We start from the raw sequence: 17,618 nt of genomic DNA on the forward strand, positions 1-17,618 counted from the left end.
GAGTCCCAGACTGTAGGCGGGGACCCTGAGCCGAAGCCGGGAATTGTTAACAATTTCGATGATAATTTTGTTAGAAGGCATCAGCGCGCTGACAATTCGGTCGCGGTGAAGCGCTCGAAACCCGCGCCGGTGTACGCGGCGACCCTGGTGCCGTCGACGGCGAGCTCCACCTTCAGGCCCAGGAACCCTTGCAGTAGTTCCCCGAGCCGTCGCACCACAGCCCGACTCGCGGGTCCCGTGGCCGCGAGCCGGGTGACGAGTTGGGCGGCGGTGGGGCGTTCCGCCGGGTCCTTGCGCAGGCAGTCGGCGATGACCGAACGGACCGGCTCCGGCGCCGAGTTGAGATCCGCGTCGCGGGTGCACACGGCGACGAGCACCTCGTAGTCGCCCTCCCCGCCGAAGGGATGCCGTCCCGCGGCGGCGAAGTACAGCGTGCCGCCGAGGGAGAACACGTCGGAGGCGGCGGTGACCGGGAGCGACTTGACCTGCTCGGGCGACATGTACGCGGGCGATCCCGAAGTCGATGATCCGCGGTCCGTCCGGGGAGAGCAGGATGTTGGACGGTTTGATGTCCCGGTGCACGACGACCGCCCGGCGCACCTGCGCCAAGGCGTGCGCGACGGCCAGCCCCAGGGACTGGAGCCGCCCGGAGGGCAGCGGACCGCCGGCGGCCACATGCTGCTGGATCGTCGGGCCCTGGACGAACTCGCCGACGATATAAGGGTGTTGTCCGGTCAGATCGGCGTCGAGGACGCGTGCCGTGGCGAGTTCACCGACCCGGCTCGCCGCGCCGAACTCCCTGCGTACGCGGGCGAGCGCGACCTCGTCGTACTCCGTGCCGGGCAACAGGAACTTCACCACGATCTGCTGCCCCAGCCGGTCCCGGGCGAGCCACACCACTCCCTGTCCGCCCCGGCCGAGCTCACGCTCGCGGATGTATCCGCCCGACAGGCCTCTTGGCGCGGAACGGAGGTTTCGGGCATCGGCGCGGTGCCGATGGACGACGGAACCGTGGACCCCGCCACCCGCTACGACCCACGCGGTTACGGCGGCAGCGCGATGTCAGGGCGATCGTGCCTTCCTCCGCGTGCTCCCGGACGCGGCCGCATCAAACCGGGTCACCGAAGCCGCCACAACCTCTCCCCGTGATCGCCACCCCGTCCACATCAAGGAAGTGCGACGGTGACGACCGGAGACAGGAATCGCACAGGCGAAGGAGCAACTCCCGGTCGCGGAGGCCGAATCGAAGCCGCCCTGCCCCTGCGGACGCAGGGGACAAGTCCCCCCGCCTGTGACAGCCACTTCTCACCCGACACCGGACTTCAACGCCCCCCCAAAGCCATCCGGCCCCCCTCCCCCACACACTCGAAAGGCGCCTCACGTGAGCGCTCCCGCCCTCTGTGGAATCCCCGTGCGTCACCTCGCGACGGCACTGACCGCCTCCGCCTCCGCCCTCGCGCTCACCGCGTGCGGCGTCGTCGACGGAGTCGTCGGAAGCGACGGTTCCGCGTCTCCGAAGAAGGGTGACGACATCACGGTGGGACTGCTCCTGCCCGACAAGGACACCGCACGCTTCGAGGCCTTCGACCACCCCGTCATCGTGAAGGAGGTCGCCGCCCTCACCAACGGCAAGGGCAAGGTCGTCTACGCCAACGCCGAGGCGAGCGAGGCGAAGCAGAGCCGGCAGTTCCAGCAGATGGTGGACCAGAAGGTCGACGTCATCCTGGTGGACGCGCTGAACTCCAAGGCCATCGCGCCGGACGTCCGGAAGGCGAAGGACGCCGGCATCCCCGTCATCGCCTACGACCGGCTCGCGGAGGGCCCGATCGCCGCGTACGTCTCGCACGACAACGAACTCGTCGGCGAGATCCAGGCCCGCGCCCTCATCACGGCGCTCGGGAGCAAGGCGGCCGCCGGCAAGGTCGTCATGATGAACGGCGACCCCGCCGACACGAACTACGCGAAGTTCAAGGACGGTGCCCTCGGCGAACTCAAGGACAAGGTCAAGATAGCCAAGGAGTACGACACCGCCGCGTGGTCGCCCGCGGTCGCCGAGGCGAACATGAAGAAGGCGATCAAGTCCGTCGGCCTCGACGACATCGCCGCGGTCTACGCGGCCAACGACGGCCTCGCGGGCGCCGTCATCAAGGCCCTGAAGGACGCGGGCGCCACCAGGATCCCGCCGGTGACCGGCCAGGACGCGAACCTGGACGCGGTGCAGCGGATCGTCTCGGGCGAGCAGTACATGACCGCGTACAAGCCGTTCCCCGAAGAGGCCACCCGGGCCGCGGAGATGGCGGTGTACAAGGTCCAGGGCCGCGACATCCAGTTCGACGCGCTGACCCGCGACACGGTCGACAGCCCCACGGAGGAGAAGATCCCCGCGATGCTGGTACCGGTGGTCTCGCTCACGAAGGACAACATCAAGGACACGGTGATCGCGGACGGCATCTACACCGTCAAGGACATCTGCACCCCGGAGTACGCGGCGGCGTGCGCCGCGATCGGGCTGAAGTAGCCGCCACGCTCCCTGCGGCTCGATGAACACCGTGCGGCACCGAGCGCCGAACTGAGGCCGGGCCCGCGCCGGTTGGAGCGGCGTCGTGCTCCCGCCGGGTCGCGGGTCCGCCGCGTCACTCGTCGTTCACCCAGCGCATGAGGCGTTGCAGCGGGTAGAAGCCGTCGTGGGAGAGGCCCGGCGGCATTCCGCCCGCCCTGCCGAGGGAGACCACGCGCTGGACTCCGGCGCAGGCGAGGGCGTCGCGCAGTTCCGCCTTGCGGGTGTCCGGGTACACGCCGACCGTCTGCGTGGCGACTCCGGCGTGTGCGACGGCTTCCGTCAACGCGCCGACGGGGACGACGTCGACGATCTTTCCGTCGGGGTGGAAGTCCACCGGTTCGGGCGAGCGGATGACCAGGCCCCGGCCGTCGTAGCCGCCCCACACCCGGTAGTCGGGGGTCAGGGAGCGCAGGACGTCGATCTCCTCGCGGAGTCCGGCGGCGACCCGTGGACCGTCCGCCGAGCTGAACTCCCTTGCCACGCCCAGGCGTTCGCACAGCAGGGCGGCGTAGCGGTCGGCGTCCGCCCAGGAGCCCTCGACGAACTGGAAGCGGCTGGCCACGCAGGCCTGCTGGTTGAAGAAGGTGGCGTCGGCGGCGCCCGCGTCGGCGGCCCGGGCAAGGGTCTCGGGGGACGCGAAGGCCTCGCGGCCGATCAGCGAGATGGAGGTCTTGGGGTCGAAGGAGACGAGCTCGAATCCCGGACCGACGTACCGCAGTGCCCCGCGGATCGTGGCCTCACCGCCCCAGGCGACCAGCTTGTCGAAGAACTGCGGGCGGAACAGCACGCTCTCCACGGCCTCGTCGCCGCCGCGCCAGTACACCGCGGAGAACGAGCGCACCACGGGATGACCGGGGGCGACCGCCGCCATGGTGCGGAGGATCGCCGTCGCCGTGAACAGGTCGTTCGAGGGCAGTTTCAGCAGGTTGACGCCCTTGGTCAGGGCGCCGCGCACGACGGACATCGCGGCGACGCCGGGGGCGTTGCCCGCGATGATGTGCACCAGGCGCGGCGGGAACGCGCGGGTGGCCGCGGTCCGGTTCTCGGGCAGGCGCACCTCGCGCCAGCCGTCGAGCACGTCCGCTCCGCCGAGTTCGTGGTCGATCTGGGCGTACAGGCCCGGCCGCCCGAAGCTGCGCCACAGCACCGCGTAGGCGCGTTCGAGTACCTCGGCGGGCAGTGGGCTGACCGGGATCATCCGGTCGAGGGCCTGGGCGAGCAGGCCCTCGCGGTCGGCCTTGAGGGCCTCACCGGTCTCCACCAGGAGGTCGACGATCTCCGCGACGGGCACGTGGAAGGCGGGGCCGGGTTCGGTACGGGGCCAGACGAGGCGGTCCAGGTCGAGGGCCGGTGCGGTGAAGGCCGAGCCGGCGCGGCCGTAGCCGACGGGCGAGCCGTGATCGACCTCGCCGCGTACGACGTGCACGACCTCCGTGTCGGTCGAGGTGCTCATCCGTGGATCATCCCCCGCACATAGGAGTCGAGTGTCGCGGCGCAGGTGATCTTGTCCTCGCCGCCGAGGTCGCCGTAGCGCCGGATGTCCGGCAAAACGGTCGGTCCCGGCCTGCCGCAGTCGCACGGCGAGAAGTCGACGAAGACCCGGTCGCCGCTGATCAGGCCGCCCCACCGGCCCTCCAGCGAGACGTCCAGGAAGGCGAACCGGCCCTCCACCACGCCCTGTTCGGTGTTCAGCAGCTTCTCGCCCGGCTCGTCCAGGACCAGCGGGATCACCCACGGCGGCACGTGGTAGTTGCCCGACTCGCAGGCGAGGCAGGAGCCCTGGAGTTCCGTCATGCCGTAACTGCGCACCCGCCGTACGCCGTCGTAGAAGGCGGCGAACTGCTCCTGGTAGTCGTCGGGCAGGACCCCGTTCTTGTTGCCGCCGCCGCTGAGGACCAGCGTGTCCGGGTGCAGGCTCCCGTCGGGTACGCCCAGGGCGCGCAGGGCCTGGATCAGGGTGAACTGCTGGTTGTTCATCCCGGCGATCAGGAGGGGCTCGGTCCGGTGCGCGGCGATGTCGTCGACGATCTGACTGACAGCAGCGCCGAGTTCCTGTTCGCGGGTTCCGGACGCGGCCTCGAAGGAGCTGATCTCCTGCGGGGTCGCGGTGCCCTCCGCCATCCGGCGGCGCAGCAGAGCGCTGCTCATCAACTCCGAGACCCGCATGGGGTCTTCGGTCAGCAGCCGGGTCTCACCGGGCCGGACGAAGACGTCCGCGTGCCAGCGGTAGCCGTCGATGGAGCGCATCGGACCGCTCGCCGGTGCCAGGAGGTAGCCGCGGCGGGTCTGCTCGGGCGGCAGCGGGTCGGGCCAGCAGGTGAGGTTCTCCAGGATGTCGTGCAGGAAACTCAGGTCGCTCGCGGCGCAGTTGAGGAAGGAGACCTTTCCCGAGGTGCCGCTGGTGATGTACGGGCGGTGGCCGGCGGCGGTGACACGGTCGGTCCAGTCGTCGATGTCGGTCACGCCCTCGACGTCGACATCGCCCGGCTCGACCACCGACACCGTCGAGTACCAGCGCAGGAGCCGGTCCCACCGGCCGCCGGTGATGAGGGAGAGGGGGTACGACTTGTAGCTGGTGTGGGAGAAGAGCAGGGGGACGAGGTCGTCGGGGCTCTCGATCCCGTGGACGCCGCTCTCCTCCGCCCGGGTGCGCAGCAGCGGGATGCGTTCGCGGTGGGCCGCGAAGGCCTCGCGTGCCGCGTCGAGCTGCAACTCCCGCAGCTCCCGGGCGGGTTGGTCGAATGTGTCACCGGACCGGACCATGGCCCGGATCTGCTCACGTGCGCTGGGCACGGCAACCACCTCCATCAGTCATGAGGACGGGTTCTTCGCGAGATAGGAGGACTCGATGGCGTCGAGGTCCCCGCGCAGTTCCTTCGGGGTGCCGGTCATGACGACGCGGCCCCGGCGCAGTACGTAGACGCGGTCGGCGATGTCGAGCACCTTGCGCACGTGCTGTTCGACCAGCAGTGCGCCCAGCCCCTGGTCGGCCGCCTCGCGGACCGCGCGCAGGAGGCGATCGACGACCAACGGGGCGAGACCCAGGGAGAGTTCGTCGGCCAGGAGCAGCCGGGGGGTACGGCACAGGGCGCGCGCCAGCGACAGCATCTGCTGCTCGCCGCCGGACAGCATGCCCGCGCCGGTCCTGAGACGTTTTTCGAGTTCGGGGAAGAGCGCGACGGCCCGGTCGGGCGGTACGCGCCCGACCCGTAGGTTGTCGGTGGTGTCGAGGCGGGTGAAGACCGCGCGTTCGCCGACGTAGGCGAGGCCTTCGCGGGCGCGGCGGTGCAGGGGTGCGTGGCCGGGGGTGCCCAGCCAGCGGACCTCACCGCTCATCGGGGTCAGGTCGCCGGACAGCGCCCTGAGGGTGGTGGTCTTGCCCGCGCCGTTCGGGCCGAGCAGGGCGACGACCTCGCCCGGCCGGACCTCCAGGTCGAGGTCGCTCACGACGGGTCGGCTGCCGTATCCGGCGGACAGGGCGCGGGTCGCTATCAGGGGCACATCGGTGTCGTGCACGGGGTCTCTCCTCAACCGGATTCGGCCGAAGTCAGGCGGATCGACGGGGACTTGGCCGCGCTGCAGCGGGCTCAGCCGTGCGACGCCGCCGTCAGCACCTTGCGGACGTCGACGAAGGTCGACCCGGCCTTGGCCCACTCGATCTTCCCGTCGCGGATGGTGAGTTCGGTGGCGGTCGTGTTGTGGATGCGGTCAAGTCCCTTGATGGGCAGGGCCGTCGACGCCTTCCAGTTCAGGGGCGGGGTCAGGCCTCCGGTGTCGATGCCGGAGGTGGTGTTCAGCTCCTGCACCAGCGCCTTGGCCGAGACCGTCGGCAGCTTCTTCGCGGCCTCGGTGAAGACCTTGAAGGCCACCCAGGTCGTGGCGTTGGCGCCGTTGGTGGTGTCGATGTCCTTGCCCTTGGCCGCCGCGACGAAGTCCTTCCAGACGGCGTCGGAGGTCGGCGGGTAGTAGCCGGTGATCGCGGCGCCCTCCAGCGGGCTGCCGCTGCCGCCGGTGCTCGCGGCCAGTTGCGGGGTGAGGTTGCCGACCACGCTGGCGAGCTTGGTCTTGTCGCCGGACTGCACGTACGACTTCACGAACAGGTCGGAGGCGGTGCCCAGGATGACGCTCACGCAGTCGCTGCCCTTGGTGGCGGCGACCTGCGGGGCGAGGTCGGTTGCGGTGAGCGGCACCTTGAGGTCCTTGGGAGCCGCCCCTCCGGCGGAGACCGCGCCCAGGGTGAGGAACTGCGAGACGACGGCCGCGGCGGCCACGTCGTACCGTACGCCGGTGATCTTCTTGCAGCCCTGCTCGACCAGTTGGCGGCCGTGGGCGGCGAAGACCACCGGGGTGCCGCCGTTGACCGGGAAGGACAGCGGGTTGGAGAACTCGGCCGCGGAGACGCCGGTGCCGCCGATGTACGGGATGCCGGCCTTCTGAAGGATGGGCATGTAGCGGTCCCCGGCGAGGCTGTAGGAACCCACGACCGCGGCCACCTTGTCGGCGACGGCCTGCTGGGCGCACTTCTCGGCCTCGTCGGGGTCGCCCTTCTCGTTGCAGAACTCGACCTTCAGGGGTCCGCCCTTGATCCCGCCGTTGGCGTTGATCCACTTCTCGTAGGCCGTGGCGGTGAGGTGGATCCCGGGCTGGGCGCTGCCCTGGGTGTTCTCCGGCGCCCAGACCATCACCTTGACCGGGGTGCCCTTGAGCGAGGAGGTCTCGGCCGAACTGCTTGCCGCCTCTCCCCCGCATCCTGCGGCGAGCAGGGCTCCTGTCACCGCGAGACAGCTGGCCACGGCGCTTCTGCGTCGGCGTGAGTCGTTCATGGTCCCTCCGGGGCTCGCGCCCAAAGTGGGCGACGTCGAGATGCCGAACAGCATGGGGCGCATTTTTGGGTTAGTGAAGTACTCTCGGCACAATTATTTAAATGAATGCACTGTCTCGTCCCGTGTCTGCCCCGTGTCTGGGAGGTTCCTCGGATGGACGACGTCCTGCGTTTCGCGCTGCTCGGCCTGGGGCTCGGCGCCCTCTACGCGCTCACCGCACACGGCATCGTGCTGGTCTACCGGGGCTCCGGCGTCCTGAACTTCGCGCACGGCGCGATCGGGATGGCCGGCGCCTACGTCCAGTGGGAACTCGCCGTCGACCACGGCGTGCCGTACTGGCCCGCCACCGCGTGCGGGGTGCTGACCTCCGCCGTCCTGGGCGTGCTCACCCACCTGTTGGTGATCCGCCCGCTGCGCAGGGCGTCCACCCTGGCCCGGCTGGTCGGCACCCTCGCGGTGTTCATCGTGCTCACCGCGATCGCCGTCAAGCGCTACGGCGACAGCCTTCAGCTGGTGCCGGGGAAGCTGCCCACCCGGCTGCTGACGATCGCCGGGGCGACGGTCTCCGAGGACCGCGTCTGGCTGCTCGGCATCGCGCTCGCCGTGACGGCCGTGCTCCATCTCCTGTACCGGCGCACCCTGTTCGGCCTGGGCACCACCGCGGTCGCCGAGAACGAGGGCGCCGCCGCCGCGCTCGGCTGGTCCCCGGACGTGATCGCCGCCGGCAACTGGGCCCTGGGCTCCGCGCTCGCGGGCCTCACGGCCATCCTGATCGTGCCGGTGATCGGCCTGTCGGTGACCGGGCTGACCACGCTGCTGCTGAGCGCGCTGGCCGCCGCCCTGGTCGGCCGGTTCTCGTCGTTCCCGATCACCCTGGCGGGCGGTCTGGTCATCGGGGTCGCACAGTCCGAGCTGACGCGCTTCGGCTCCGGCGTCACCGGGCTCGCCTCGTCGGTGCCGTTCCTCTTCATCGCCCTGGTCCTGGTCGCGCGTGGCCGGGCGCTCCCCTTGCGCGGCACGTTCCTCGACCGCCTCCCGGCACTGGGCACCGGCAAGGTGCGTCCGGTCCCGCTCGCCCTGGCCGTCGTGATCGGGCTGGTCCTGGTGAGCCTGTCGACCCCGCTGTGGGCCGACGCGATCACCAGCACCCTGGTGCTCTCGCTGATCATCCTGTCGATCATCGTGGTCACCGGTTACGCGGGGCAGGTGTCGCTCGCGGCCTACGCGCTCGCCGGGACCGGCGCCTTCATCGCCGGGCACGCGGCGGCGGACTGGGGCTGGCCCTTCGAACTCGCGTTGCTGGCAGGCGTGTTGGGCACCGTCCCGATAGGTCTGCTGTTCGCGCTGCCGGCCGTGCGCACCCGCGGGGTCAATCTCGCGATCATCACGCTCGGGCTCGGCACCACCCTGGAGGCGATGGTCTTCCAGAACACCGACCTGTCCACGACACCAGGCAGCGACGGCATCGCGGTGGGCACACAGACCCTCTTCGGCATCAACATCTCCGGGGTCGACCATCCGCAGCGGTACGCCGCCGTGGTCCTGGTCCTGTTCGTCGCCGCCACGCTCGTGGTCGCCAACGTCAGGCGCGGTCGCACCGGCCGCCGGCTCATCGCCGTACGGGCCAACGAACGGGCCGCGGCCGCCCTGGGTATCGACGTCCGCGCGGCCAAGCTCTACGCCTTCGGCCTGTCCTCGGCCATCGCCGCGCTCGCCGGAGTACTCACCGGCTTCCGCTCGACCTCGGTCGTCTTCTCCGACTTCGCGAGCTTCGACTCCGTCACCGCGCTCGGGCTCGCCGTCATCGGCGGTGTCGGCTTCCTCGTCGGCCCGCTGTTCGGCGCCACGTTCGCCGCGGGTACGGTCGGCGCCCGGTTCGGGGACCTGGTGGTGCCCGGGCTGAGCGAGTGGATGCCGCTGATCGGCGGGATCATCCTGGTGCTGACCCTGGTGGGCAACCAGGACGGCATCGGGAAGGAACTCGGCAAGCAGGCAAGGGGACTTGAGCGAAAACTGCGCCCACAACGCGCCGCCGTCGCACCCGAGAAGGAGACGGCTCCCCTGCCGGACGTACCCCGCGCCGCACCCCTCCCCCTGCACGTCCGCGACCTCACCGTCCGCTACGGCGGTGTCGTCGCCGTCGACGGGCTCTCGCTGGACGTCGAACCGGGCCGAGTGGTGGGTCTCATCGGCCCCAACGGCGCCGGCAAGACCTCCGCCATCGACGCCGTCACCGGCTTCACCCGGGCCGCCTCGGGCAGTGTCCGCCTGGGTGAGCGGGACGTGACCCGGGTGCCGGTGCACCGGCGGGCCGGGGCCGGGCTGAGCCGGTCCTTCCAGTCGCTGGAGCTGTTCGAGGACATGACGGTCCTGGACAACCTCTACGCCGCCTGCGAGCGACCGGGGCGCTGGACCTGGCTCACCGACCTGGTCCGCCCCGGCAGCCGCCCACTGCCCGCCCAAGTACTCGTCGCCGTACGGGAGTTCGGGCTCCAGGACAGTCTGGACCGGCCGGTGGGCGATCTGTCGTACGGCGAGCGGCGGTTGCTGGCGATCGCGCGGGCGGTGGCGACCTCGCCGTCGGTGCTGCTGCTGGACGAACCGGCGGCGGGGCTGTCCGACGACGAGACACGGGAGTTGGCCGAGCTGGTCCGGCGGCTCGCCGAGGACTGGGGCATGGGGGTGCTGCTCGTCGAGCACGACGTCGACATGGTGATGAGCGTCTGCGACCAGGTCGTCGTCCTCGACTTCGGCCGCCGGATCTGCGCCGGCACCCCGGACGAGGTGCGCCGCGATCCGGCGGTCCGGGCGGCCTACCTGGGCGACCTGGAGCCGGAGACGACGGCCTGAGCGCGGACGGCGCCGGGGCTGGGGCGATGACGTCCGTCCCGGTCGGGCCGGTCGTCCCCCGCCACTCGGGCTCGGGCAGTCCGGCGTCACGACACGACCGGCCCGCGGCGTCTGGCGGACGCTGTCGGCCAATCCCGTCAGCGGGCCTGGGTGACCCCGCACAGCCGAGAAAGCGTGACACTTTCGCGAGAAGTGTCACGCTTTCTCGGAAGGGGTGCCCCGGCCGCACCGGATTCGCGAACAGCGTCCGCGAGACGCGGCGGGCCGTCGAACGTGTTCCGGTCGACGAACTGGCCGCCGCCGACGCCTGGTTGACAGAGCATGTCCGCACACCGACTCCCGGAGGTCCGCCCCGACGGGATCGCGTCACGCCTCGCGCAGGTCCGCCACGTACGGCGCGTGGGACAGCAGTCCGCCGTCCACGCGCAGGGTGTGTCCGGTGACGAAGGCGGACTCGTCGGAGGCGAGGAAGACGACCGCCGACGCGACGTCCTCCGGCCGGCCGAGGCGCGGGGTGAGGTGGTGGCGGAGCATCTTCTCCCGGATCGCCCCGTGCGCCGAACCGGCGCTGGCCGGGGTGACGATGAACCCCGGGGCGATGGCGTTGCAGCGCACGCCCTGTTTGCCGTACTGGGTGGCGACGTACTGCGTGAGGTTGATGAGGGCGGCCTTCGAGGCGCCGTACGCGGGGTTGCGCAGGTCGCCCGTGAGACCGGCGCCGGACGAGGTGTTGATGATCGAACCTGCGCCGCGCGCGATCATGTGCGGGACGGCGGCCTGGATCGCGACCATGGTGCCGCGGAGGTTGATCCGCATGGTGTCGTCCCAGACCGCCGGGTCGGCCTCCAGGACGGCGAGGTCCCTGCGGGCGGCCAGGTGGGTGGCCGCCGCGTTGTTGTGCAGGACGTCGAGGCCGCCGTACGTCTCAACTGCCGTGGCCACCATGGCCCTTACGGAGTCGATGTCGCCCAGGTCGACCGGGACCGCCGTGGCGGAACCGCCGGCCGCCCGGATCTCCTCCGTGACCGCCTTCGCACCGTCGAGATTCAGATCCGCTACGACCGTGTGGGCCCCCTCGGCCGCCACGCGGCGGGCGGTGGCGGCACCGATGCCGGACGCGGCTCCGGTCACGATCACGATCTTGTCATCGAGTCGTCCCATGACTCAACCACCTTTCTCAGTCGGTGAGTTCGCTGCCTACGACGGAGACGAAGGAGACGCATTCGCCGGGGCCGCCGCCGAGGTTGTGGGTCAGGGCGAGGGTGCGGCCCTCCGCCACGGAGGCGACCGTCCGCTCGGGCGGTGCCTCGCCGCGCAGTTGGAGCCAGGCCTCGAACATCATGCGCAGGCCGGAGGCGCCGATAGGGTGGCCGAAGGCCTTCAGGCCGCCGTCCGGGTTGACCGGCAGCGAGCCGTCCAGGTCGAAGGCGCCGCTGGTGACGTCCTTCCAGGCCTGTCCGCGCTCCGAGAAACCCAGGTCCTCCATGAGCACCAACTCCGTTGGTGTGAAGCAGTCGTGGACCTCGGCGAGGGCGAGTTCGGCGCGCGGGTCGGTGATGCCCGCCTGCCGGTAGGCCTCCTGGGCCGAGACGACGACCTCGGGGAAGGTGGTGAAGTCGTAGTCGGGGTCCAGGAGTCCGTCCGCCGGGCCGGCGACGAAGGACAGCGCCTTCACGAAGATGGGCTTGTCGGTGTACCGGTAGGCGTCCTCGGCGCGTACGACGATCGCCGCCGCCGAACCGTCGGAGACCCCCGAGCAGTCGAACACACCGAGCATGCCCGCGACGATCGGCGCCGACCGGATGCGCTCCAGCGGCACCTCCTTGCGGAACTGGGCGCGGGGGTTGCGGGCGCCGTTGACGTGGTTCTTCCAGGCGATGCGGGTGATGACGTCCTTCAACTCCTCTTCCGCGAGGCCGTACTTGGCCGCGTAGGCGGGAGCGAGCAGGGAGAAGTTCGCCGGGGCCGTGATCTCACCGCGGCTGTCGTCGCCCGCGCCCGGCATCGAGGTGCCGGAGAGCCCGGACATGCCGGAGTCCTTGAGCTTCTCCACGCCGACCGCCATCGCCACGTCGTAGGCGCCGGAGGCAACCGCGTAACAGGCGTTGCGCAGCGCCTCGGACCCCGTGGCGCACATGTTCTCCAGGCGGGTGACCGGCTTGTACGGCAGGTGCAGCGGGCGGCTGAGGGTCAGCCCAGAGACCCCGGACGCCTGGGTGCCGAGCCAGAACGCGTCGATGTCGTCGAGCGTGATGCCGGCCGACGTGACCGCCTCGCCCACGGCGTCGACCAGCAGGTCGTCCGCCGAGCGGCCCCAGTGCTCGCCGAAGGGCGTGCAGCCCATGCCGACGATCGCGACCCGGTCCCGGATTCCGTGCGAGCTCATGCGCCTGTCCCCTCGGTCTCGCCGGTGCGTACCGGCCGGGCCTTCCAGAAGTAGTTGTGGACGCCGGCGGCGGTGACCGTGCGCCGGAAGGTCATCTCGACCCGGGCGCCGATGACGGCGTCGGCCTCGGTGGCGTCGGTGAGCTGGCAGCGGAAACGGCCGCCGCCGTCGTAGTCGACGACCACGACGAGCATCGGCGGGCTCGGGGTGTGGGCCAGCCGGTCCACGGTGAACGTGGCGACCGTGCCCCGCACCTGTTCCATCGGCTCGTCGGTCATGGCGTCGACACTCCGGCAGGACACGCACACCCGGTCCGGCGGCAGATGCCGGGTCCCGCACTTCTCGCAACGGGAGGCGACGAAGCCGTACTTCCAGCTGTTGCGCCGGTGCGCGGGCGGCGCGTAGGGCGGCTCCGGGTCAGGGCGGCGGGGCGGCTCGCGGTCGAGGAGACCGCGCCAGGAGAGGTAGGTGGCGTACGGCATGGGGGCACCGCCCGCGGCGATCTGCGCGGCGACCGGGCGGGCGGCGCGGTGTGCGGGGAGGGCGTCGGTGGTGCGCAGCAGCAGGACTCCGGCGCCGTCGCCGAGGACGACGAGCGCGATGATCCGGCCGGGTTCGGCCCGGTCGAGGACGTCGGCGAGAAGCAGGCCGGGCTGGGCGGTGCCGGCGTTGCCGATCGCCGCGGTGAGGTCCGCGGTCGCTGCCTCGGGCCGTACTCCTGAAGTACGACGCACCGTCGCGCACGCGCGCGCGTGCAGGCCGGAGACCACGAGGTGGTCGATGGCGCCCCGGTCCAGGCCCGCCTGGTCGAGGGCGGCGGTGAGCGCCTTGTCCGCGAGGGACACGTAGATCTCCTCGGCGAAACGCTCCTCCCAGACGCGGGAGGCGGGCGCGCCGGGCAGCCGCCAGCGGTCGAGGATCTCGTCGCTGACCGTGTCGTGGGCGAGCAGCTCCGCGAGCACGGGGGCGCCGTTGCGGTGTCCGCCGAAGGCGAACGCCGCCGCGCCGTCGCCGCCCGTGCTCTCCTCGGCGCCGCCGGGCAGGCCGGTGCGCAGGTCGGACAGGACCGCGAGCGTCGGTACGGGGGAGCGGGCGGCGGTGACCAGGGCGCCGAGGCCGGAGCGGACCGAGCCCGCCATGTCGACGGCGAGGACGTGCGGGTCGAGGCCGAGCGCGGCGTGGACGGCGGTCGCGTTGGTCTTGTCGAGATAGGCGGGTGCGGCGGTGGCGAGGAAGAGCTGGCCGACGCGGGTCCGCAGTCCGTCCCTGGCCAGGGCGGACCGGGCCGCCTCGACGGCCATCGAGGTGGTGTCCTCGTCGTAGCCCGCGACCGCGCGCGTGCCCCGGGCCGGGGGCGTCCCGAGGGTGGCGGCGATGTCGGCCCGGGCGAGGCGGTGGTACGGCACGTAGGCGCCGTATGCGATCAGTCCGGCCATCAGCGTCCTCCATTGGCGTTGGTCGTGCGGGTCGGTCGTTCGAAGACCGCGGCCAGGCCCTGGCCGCCGCCGAGGCACATGGTCTCCAGGCCGAACCGGGCCTGGCGGCGGTCGAGTTCGCGCAGCAGGGTGGCGAGGATGCGGCCGCCGGTGGCGCCGACGGGGTGGCCCAGCGAGATGCCGGAGCCGTTGACGTTGAACCGCTCGAAGTCGGCCTCGGTCAGGGCCCATTCGCGGGTGCAGGCGAGCACTTGGGCGGCGAATGCCTCGTTGAGTTCGATGAGGTCGATGTCGGCGAGTTTCAGCCCCGCCCGGTCAAGTGCCTTGGCCGTCGCGGGTATTGGGCCGATGCCCATCGTCTCCGGCGGCACGCCCACGACGGCCCAGGAGACCAGGCGGGCCAGCGGGCGCAGGCCGAGTTCGGCGGCGCGCTCGGGGTGGGTGACGACGCAGAGGGCGGCGCCGTCGTTCTGGCCGCTGGCGTTCCCGGCGGTGACAGTGGCCTCCGAGTCCTGCCGTCCCAGCACGGGGCGCAGGCTCGCGAGTTTCTCCAACGTCGAGTCGGGGCGCGGGTGTTCGTCGGTGTCGACGACCGTCTCGCCCTTCCGTGTGCGTACGGTGACCGGCACGATCTCGTCGATGAAGCGGCCCTCGCGCTGGGCGGCGACCGCCTTCTCGTGGGAGCGCAGGGCGAGTCGGTCCTGTTCCTCTCGGGAGATGGCGTACTCGCGTCGCAGGTTCTCGGCGGTCTCCAACATCCCGCCGGGAACAGGGTGGTTGACGCCTCCGGAGGTGACTCGGCCGCGGGCCAGCCGGTCGTGCAGGGTGGTGCCCGCGCCGCGTACGCCGAAGCGGACGCCGGTGGTGTAGAACTCGGCCTGGCTCATCGACTCGACGCCGCCCGCCAGCACGAGGTCGCTCGCGCCGGTCTGCACCTGCATCGCCGCCGTGATGATCGCCTGCAGTCCGGAGCCGCAGCGGCGGTCGATCTGGAGTCCCGGCACCTCCACCGGCAGACCGGCGTCCAGTGCGGCGACGCGGCCGATGGCCGGGGCCTCGCCGTTGGGGTAGCACTGGCCGAGCAGGACGTCGTCGACGGCGGTGGGCGGGATGCCGGTGCGGTCCAGTACGGCGCGTACGACGGCGGCGGCCAGCTCGGTCGCCGGTACGTCGCGGAAGACGCCTCCGTAGCCGCCGACGGGGGTACGCACGGGTTCGCAGATCACCGCGTCACGCAGGAGGGCGGACATCAGCCATGCCTTTCACGAGGGGTCACATGTACCGGCCGCCGGTCACCTCGAGAACGGCTCCGGTGATGTAGCTCGCCATGTCGGAGGCGAGGAAGAGGACGGCCTGGGCGACCTCGGCGGGCTCGCCCGCGCGGGCCAGGGGGATCTCGGCGAGCTTCGCGTCCCAGGCGGCCGGGGGCATCGCCTCGGTCATGGCGGTGCGGATCAGGCCGGGCTGTACGGCGTTGACGCGGATGCCCGCCTTCGCCAGTTCCTTGGCGGAGGCCTTGGTGAGGCCGATCAGTCCGGCCTTGGCCGCGCTGTAGTTGGTCTGGCCGAAGTTGCCGACCTTGCCGGCGATGGACGAGATGTTGACGATGCTGCCGCCGTGTCCGTGCGCGCGCATCGCCTCGGCGGCGTACCGCGTGCCGTTCCAGGCGCCGGTCAGATGGACGTCGACGACCGCGCGGAAGTCGGCCACGGCCATCTTGCGCAGGGTCGCGTCGCGGGTGATCCCGGCGTTGTTGACCATGACGCCGACCGGGCCGAAGGTGTCGGCGCAGTGGGCGACCAGGGCGGCGACCTCGTCCTCGTCGGTGACGTCGCAGCGCAGCGAGGTGGCGGCGACGCCGTTCTTGGCGAGGCGTTCGGCGGCTTCGGCAGCGGCGTCCGCGTTGATGTCGCCGAGGACGACGGACGCGCCCGCCGCACCGAGTACACCGGCGATCTCGAAGCCGATGCCCTGTGCTCCGCCGGTGATCACCGCGTTGCGGCCGTCCAGAAGCCCCATGTCAGCCCGCCCTTCGGCTCGACGCCGTGCCGCTCTATTCCTTCTAAATAGATAACCTATTATGCTGAAACAATCAATACAGCGATCGGCTGGGGCGAGCGAGGCCGGGCGAGGAGAGCACACGGGTGGACATCAGCTATCCCGCGGAGACCGAGACGTTCCGCACCGAGGTCAAGGGGTTCCTCGCCGAGGCACTGCCGCCGGACTGGAAGGGCATCGGCGCCCTCGACGAGGAGGCGGCCTGGTCCTTCGCCCGGGACTGGCGGCGCCGGCTCGCCGAGCACCGCTACCTCTCCCTCACCTGGCCCGAGCGGTACGGCGGCCGGGGCCTGTCCAAGCTCCACCAGGTGGTCCTGATGGAGGAACTGGCCCTGGCCGGTGTGCCGTTCGGGCTGCCGCAGGACACCTTCGGCGTGAAGATGCTGGCGAACACGCTGCTGCGCTGGGGCACGGACGAGCAGCGGAGCCATTTCCTGCCGCGCATCCTCAGCGGCGAGGACACCTGGTGCCAGGGCTACTCGGAGCCCGACGCGGGCTCGGACCTGGCGTCGCTGACGACACGCGCCGTCCGTGACGGCGACGAGTGGGTGATCGACGGCCAGAAGGTGTGGACGTCCGGCGCCCACCACAGCGACTGGATCTTCGTCCTGGCCCGCACGGACCGCGCCGCCCCCAAGCACCGCGGCATCTCCTTCCTCCTCGTCCCGCTGGACCAACCCGGCGTCGAGGTACGGCCGTTCCGCATGATGAGCGGCCAACTCCACTTCAACGAGGTCTTCTTCAACGGCGCCCGCACCCGCGCCGACCTGGTCGTGGGCGGCGTCGACAACGGCTGGACCGTCGCCCAGAGCCTGTTGGGCGTGGAGCGCGGGGAGGAGGCGGCCACCAACCCGATCCTGTTCCGGGCCGAGGTGGAACGCCTGGTGGAACTGGCCCGCCTCTACGGCAAGGACCAGGATCCGGTCATCCGGCAGCGGATCGCCTGGTGCTGGTCCAAGGTCGAGATCATGCGCTATCTCGGCTACCGGATCCTCACCGGCTGGCTCAAGGGCACGGAGCCCGGCCCCGAGTCGTCGATCGCCAAGCTGTACTGGAGCGAGTACCACACGAAGGTCACCGATCTCGCGATGGACATCATGGGCCTGCACGCCCAAGTGCCGGTCGGCCGAACGCCGTTGCGCACCTACCGCACGGACGACCCCGGCGCCGCGAACTCCTCGGCGTCCTGGTCGACCACGTACCTGATCGCCCGCTCCGGCACGATCTACGCGGGCACCTCGCAGGTGCAGCGGAACATCCTCGCGGAGAAGGTGCTGGGGCTGCCGCGCGAACCGAGGGCTACGACTGCTTGAGGCGGGACCGGCGACGACTGGTCGAGGCCGGTTCAGCGGCTGCTGGTTACGGCCGGTGCGGCGGCAGCTGGTCGAAGCCGGTTCGGCGGCACCCCAGGCCGCGGTCAGTCAGCGGCTGCCGCCGTGCCTGTCGGATCCACGTGGGCCCGGCCGGGGCCGATTCCGCGTCCGCGCGGTCGACCTCGACCACCC

At 71.1% G+C, this 17,618-nt stretch carries 12 protein-coding genes and 1 pseudogene; 3 read left to right on the top strand and 10 right to left on the bottom strand.

The window, feature by feature from the left end; translation table 11 throughout:
- Positions 1 to 80: 80 nt before the first annotated feature.
- Positions 81 to 900, bottom strand: a pseudogene (locus R2B38_RS51250) (serine/threonine-protein kinase).
- Between the two features lie 511 nt (positions 901 to 1,411).
- Here R2B38_RS51250 and R2B38_RS01925 point away from each other — a divergent pair.
- On the top strand, positions 1,412 to 2,518 hold the full coding sequence (locus R2B38_RS01925) for a sugar ABC transporter substrate-binding protein (RefSeq protein ID WP_318014629.1): 1,107 nt from the start codon (positions 1,412 to 1,414) through the stop codon (positions 2,516 to 2,518).
- A gap of 115 nt (positions 2,519 to 2,633) precedes the next feature.
- On the opposite strand, the gene R2B38_RS01930 is transcribed toward R2B38_RS01925, so the two are convergent.
- From R2B38_RS01930 to R2B38_RS01945, 4 genes are all read right to left on the bottom strand, one after another.
- Positions 2,634 to 4,013 carry an acyl-CoA reductase gene (locus R2B38_RS01930; RefSeq protein ID WP_318014630.1) on the bottom strand — a complete coding sequence of 460 codons (1,380 nt, stop codon included), beginning with the start codon at positions 4,011 to 4,013 and terminating at the stop codon, positions 2,634 to 2,636.
- Complete coding sequence (locus R2B38_RS01935; RefSeq protein WP_318014631.1) at positions 4,010 to 5,353, bottom strand: hypothetical protein; 1,344 nt, start codon at positions 5,351 to 5,353, stop codon at positions 4,010 to 4,012. Before R2B38_RS01935 ends, R2B38_RS01930 begins: the two co-directional genes overlap by 4 nt.
- Before the next feature lie 18 nt (positions 5,354 to 5,371).
- On the bottom strand, positions 5,372 to 6,076 hold the full coding sequence (locus tag R2B38_RS01940) for an ABC transporter ATP-binding protein (RefSeq protein WP_318014632.1): 705 nt from the start codon (positions 6,074 to 6,076) through the stop codon (positions 5,372 to 5,374).
- A 71-nt stretch (positions 6,077 to 6,147) separates the two neighbouring features.
- On the bottom strand, positions 6,148 to 7,383 hold the full coding sequence (locus R2B38_RS01945; protein WP_318014633.1) for an ABC transporter substrate-binding protein: 1,236 nt from the start codon (positions 7,381 to 7,383) through the stop codon (positions 6,148 to 6,150).
- A 153-nt stretch (positions 7,384 to 7,536) separates the two neighbouring features.
- On the opposite strand from R2B38_RS01945, the gene R2B38_RS01950 reads away from it, so the two are divergent.
- Positions 7,537 to 10,233, top strand: coding sequence for a branched-chain amino acid ABC transporter permease/ATP-binding protein (locus tag R2B38_RS01950; protein ID WP_318014634.1), 2,697 nt, complete (start codon positions 7,537 to 7,539; stop codon positions 10,231 to 10,233).
- Positions 10,234 to 10,599: 366 nt separating this feature from the next.
- Here the strand turns inward: R2B38_RS01950 and R2B38_RS01955 are convergent, their stop codons facing one another.
- From R2B38_RS01955 to fabG, 5 genes are read right to left on the bottom strand one after another with little or no spacing between them, the layout of a single operon-like run.
- The gene (locus tag R2B38_RS01955; protein WP_318014635.1) at positions 10,600 to 11,394 is read right to left on the bottom strand and encodes a glucose 1-dehydrogenase; all 795 of its coding nucleotides are present in this window, start codon (positions 11,392 to 11,394) and stop codon (positions 10,600 to 10,602) included.
- Between the two features lie 16 nt (positions 11,395 to 11,410).
- Positions 11,411 to 12,619 (bottom strand): acetyl-CoA acetyltransferase, encoded by a 1,209-nt coding sequence (locus tag R2B38_RS01960; protein ID WP_318014636.1) that lies wholly within the window; start codon positions 12,617 to 12,619, stop codon positions 11,411 to 11,413.
- On the bottom strand, positions 12,616 to 14,055 hold the full coding sequence (locus R2B38_RS01965; RefSeq protein ID WP_318014637.1) for an OB-fold domain-containing protein: 1,440 nt from the start codon (positions 14,053 to 14,055) through the stop codon (positions 12,616 to 12,618). The genes R2B38_RS01960 and R2B38_RS01965 overlap by 4 nt, the downstream gene beginning before the upstream one ends.
- Complete coding sequence (locus R2B38_RS01970; RefSeq protein WP_318014638.1) at positions 14,055 to 15,305, bottom strand: acetyl-CoA C-acetyltransferase; 1,251 nt, start codon at positions 15,303 to 15,305, stop codon at positions 14,055 to 14,057. The genes R2B38_RS01965 and R2B38_RS01970 overlap by 1 nt, the downstream gene beginning before the upstream one ends.
- 22 nt (positions 15,306 to 15,327) lie before the next feature.
- On the bottom strand, positions 15,328 to 16,074 hold the full coding sequence (gene fabG, locus R2B38_RS01975; protein ID WP_318014639.1) for a 3-oxoacyl-ACP reductase FabG: 747 nt from the start codon (positions 16,072 to 16,074) through the stop codon (positions 15,328 to 15,330).
- Between the two features lie 125 nt (positions 16,075 to 16,199).
- On the opposite strand from fabG, the gene R2B38_RS01980 reads away from it, so the two are divergent.
- Positions 16,200 to 17,426 (top strand): acyl-CoA dehydrogenase family protein, encoded by a 1,227-nt coding sequence (locus R2B38_RS01980; RefSeq protein ID WP_318014640.1) that lies wholly within the window; start codon positions 16,200 to 16,202, stop codon positions 17,424 to 17,426.
- The last annotated feature ends 192 nt before the right edge of the window (positions 17,427 to 17,618 follow it).

The organism is Streptomyces sp. N50 (genome assembly GCF_033335955.1).
In the GTDB taxonomy this organism is placed as follows: domain Bacteria; phylum Actinomycetota; class Actinomycetes; order Streptomycetales; family Streptomycetaceae; genus Streptomyces.

Bases quoted from the DNA above. Each gene is read 5' to 3' on its own strand.
- R2B38_RS01960 (WP_318014636.1), bottom strand. From the start codon at position 12,619: ATGAGCTCGCACGGAATCCGGGACCGGGTCGCGATCGTCGGCATGGGC.
- R2B38_RS01945 (WP_318014633.1), bottom strand. From the start codon at position 7,383: ATGAACGACTCACGCCGACGCAGAAGCGCCGTGGCCAGCTGTCTCGCG.
- R2B38_RS01930 (WP_318014630.1), bottom strand. From the start codon at position 4,013: ATGAGCACCTCGACCGACACGGAGGTCGTGCACGTCGTACGCGGCGAG.
- R2B38_RS01970 (WP_318014638.1), bottom strand. From the start codon at position 15,305: ATGTCCGCCCTCCTGCGTGACGCGGTGATCTGCGAACCCGTGCGTACC.
- R2B38_RS01950 (WP_318014634.1), top strand. From the start codon at position 7,537: ATGGACGACGTCCTGCGTTTCGCGCTGCTCGGCCTGGGGCTCGGCGCC.
- R2B38_RS01955 (WP_318014635.1), bottom strand. From the start codon at position 11,394: ATGGGACGACTCGATGACAAGATCGTGATCGTGACCGGAGCCGCGTCC.
- fabG (WP_318014639.1), bottom strand. From the start codon at position 16,074: ATGGGGCTTCTGGACGGCCGCAACGCGGTGATCACCGGCGGAGCACAG.
- R2B38_RS01965 (WP_318014637.1), bottom strand. From the start codon at position 14,055: ATGGCCGGACTGATCGCATACGGCGCCTACGTGCCGTACCACCGCCTC.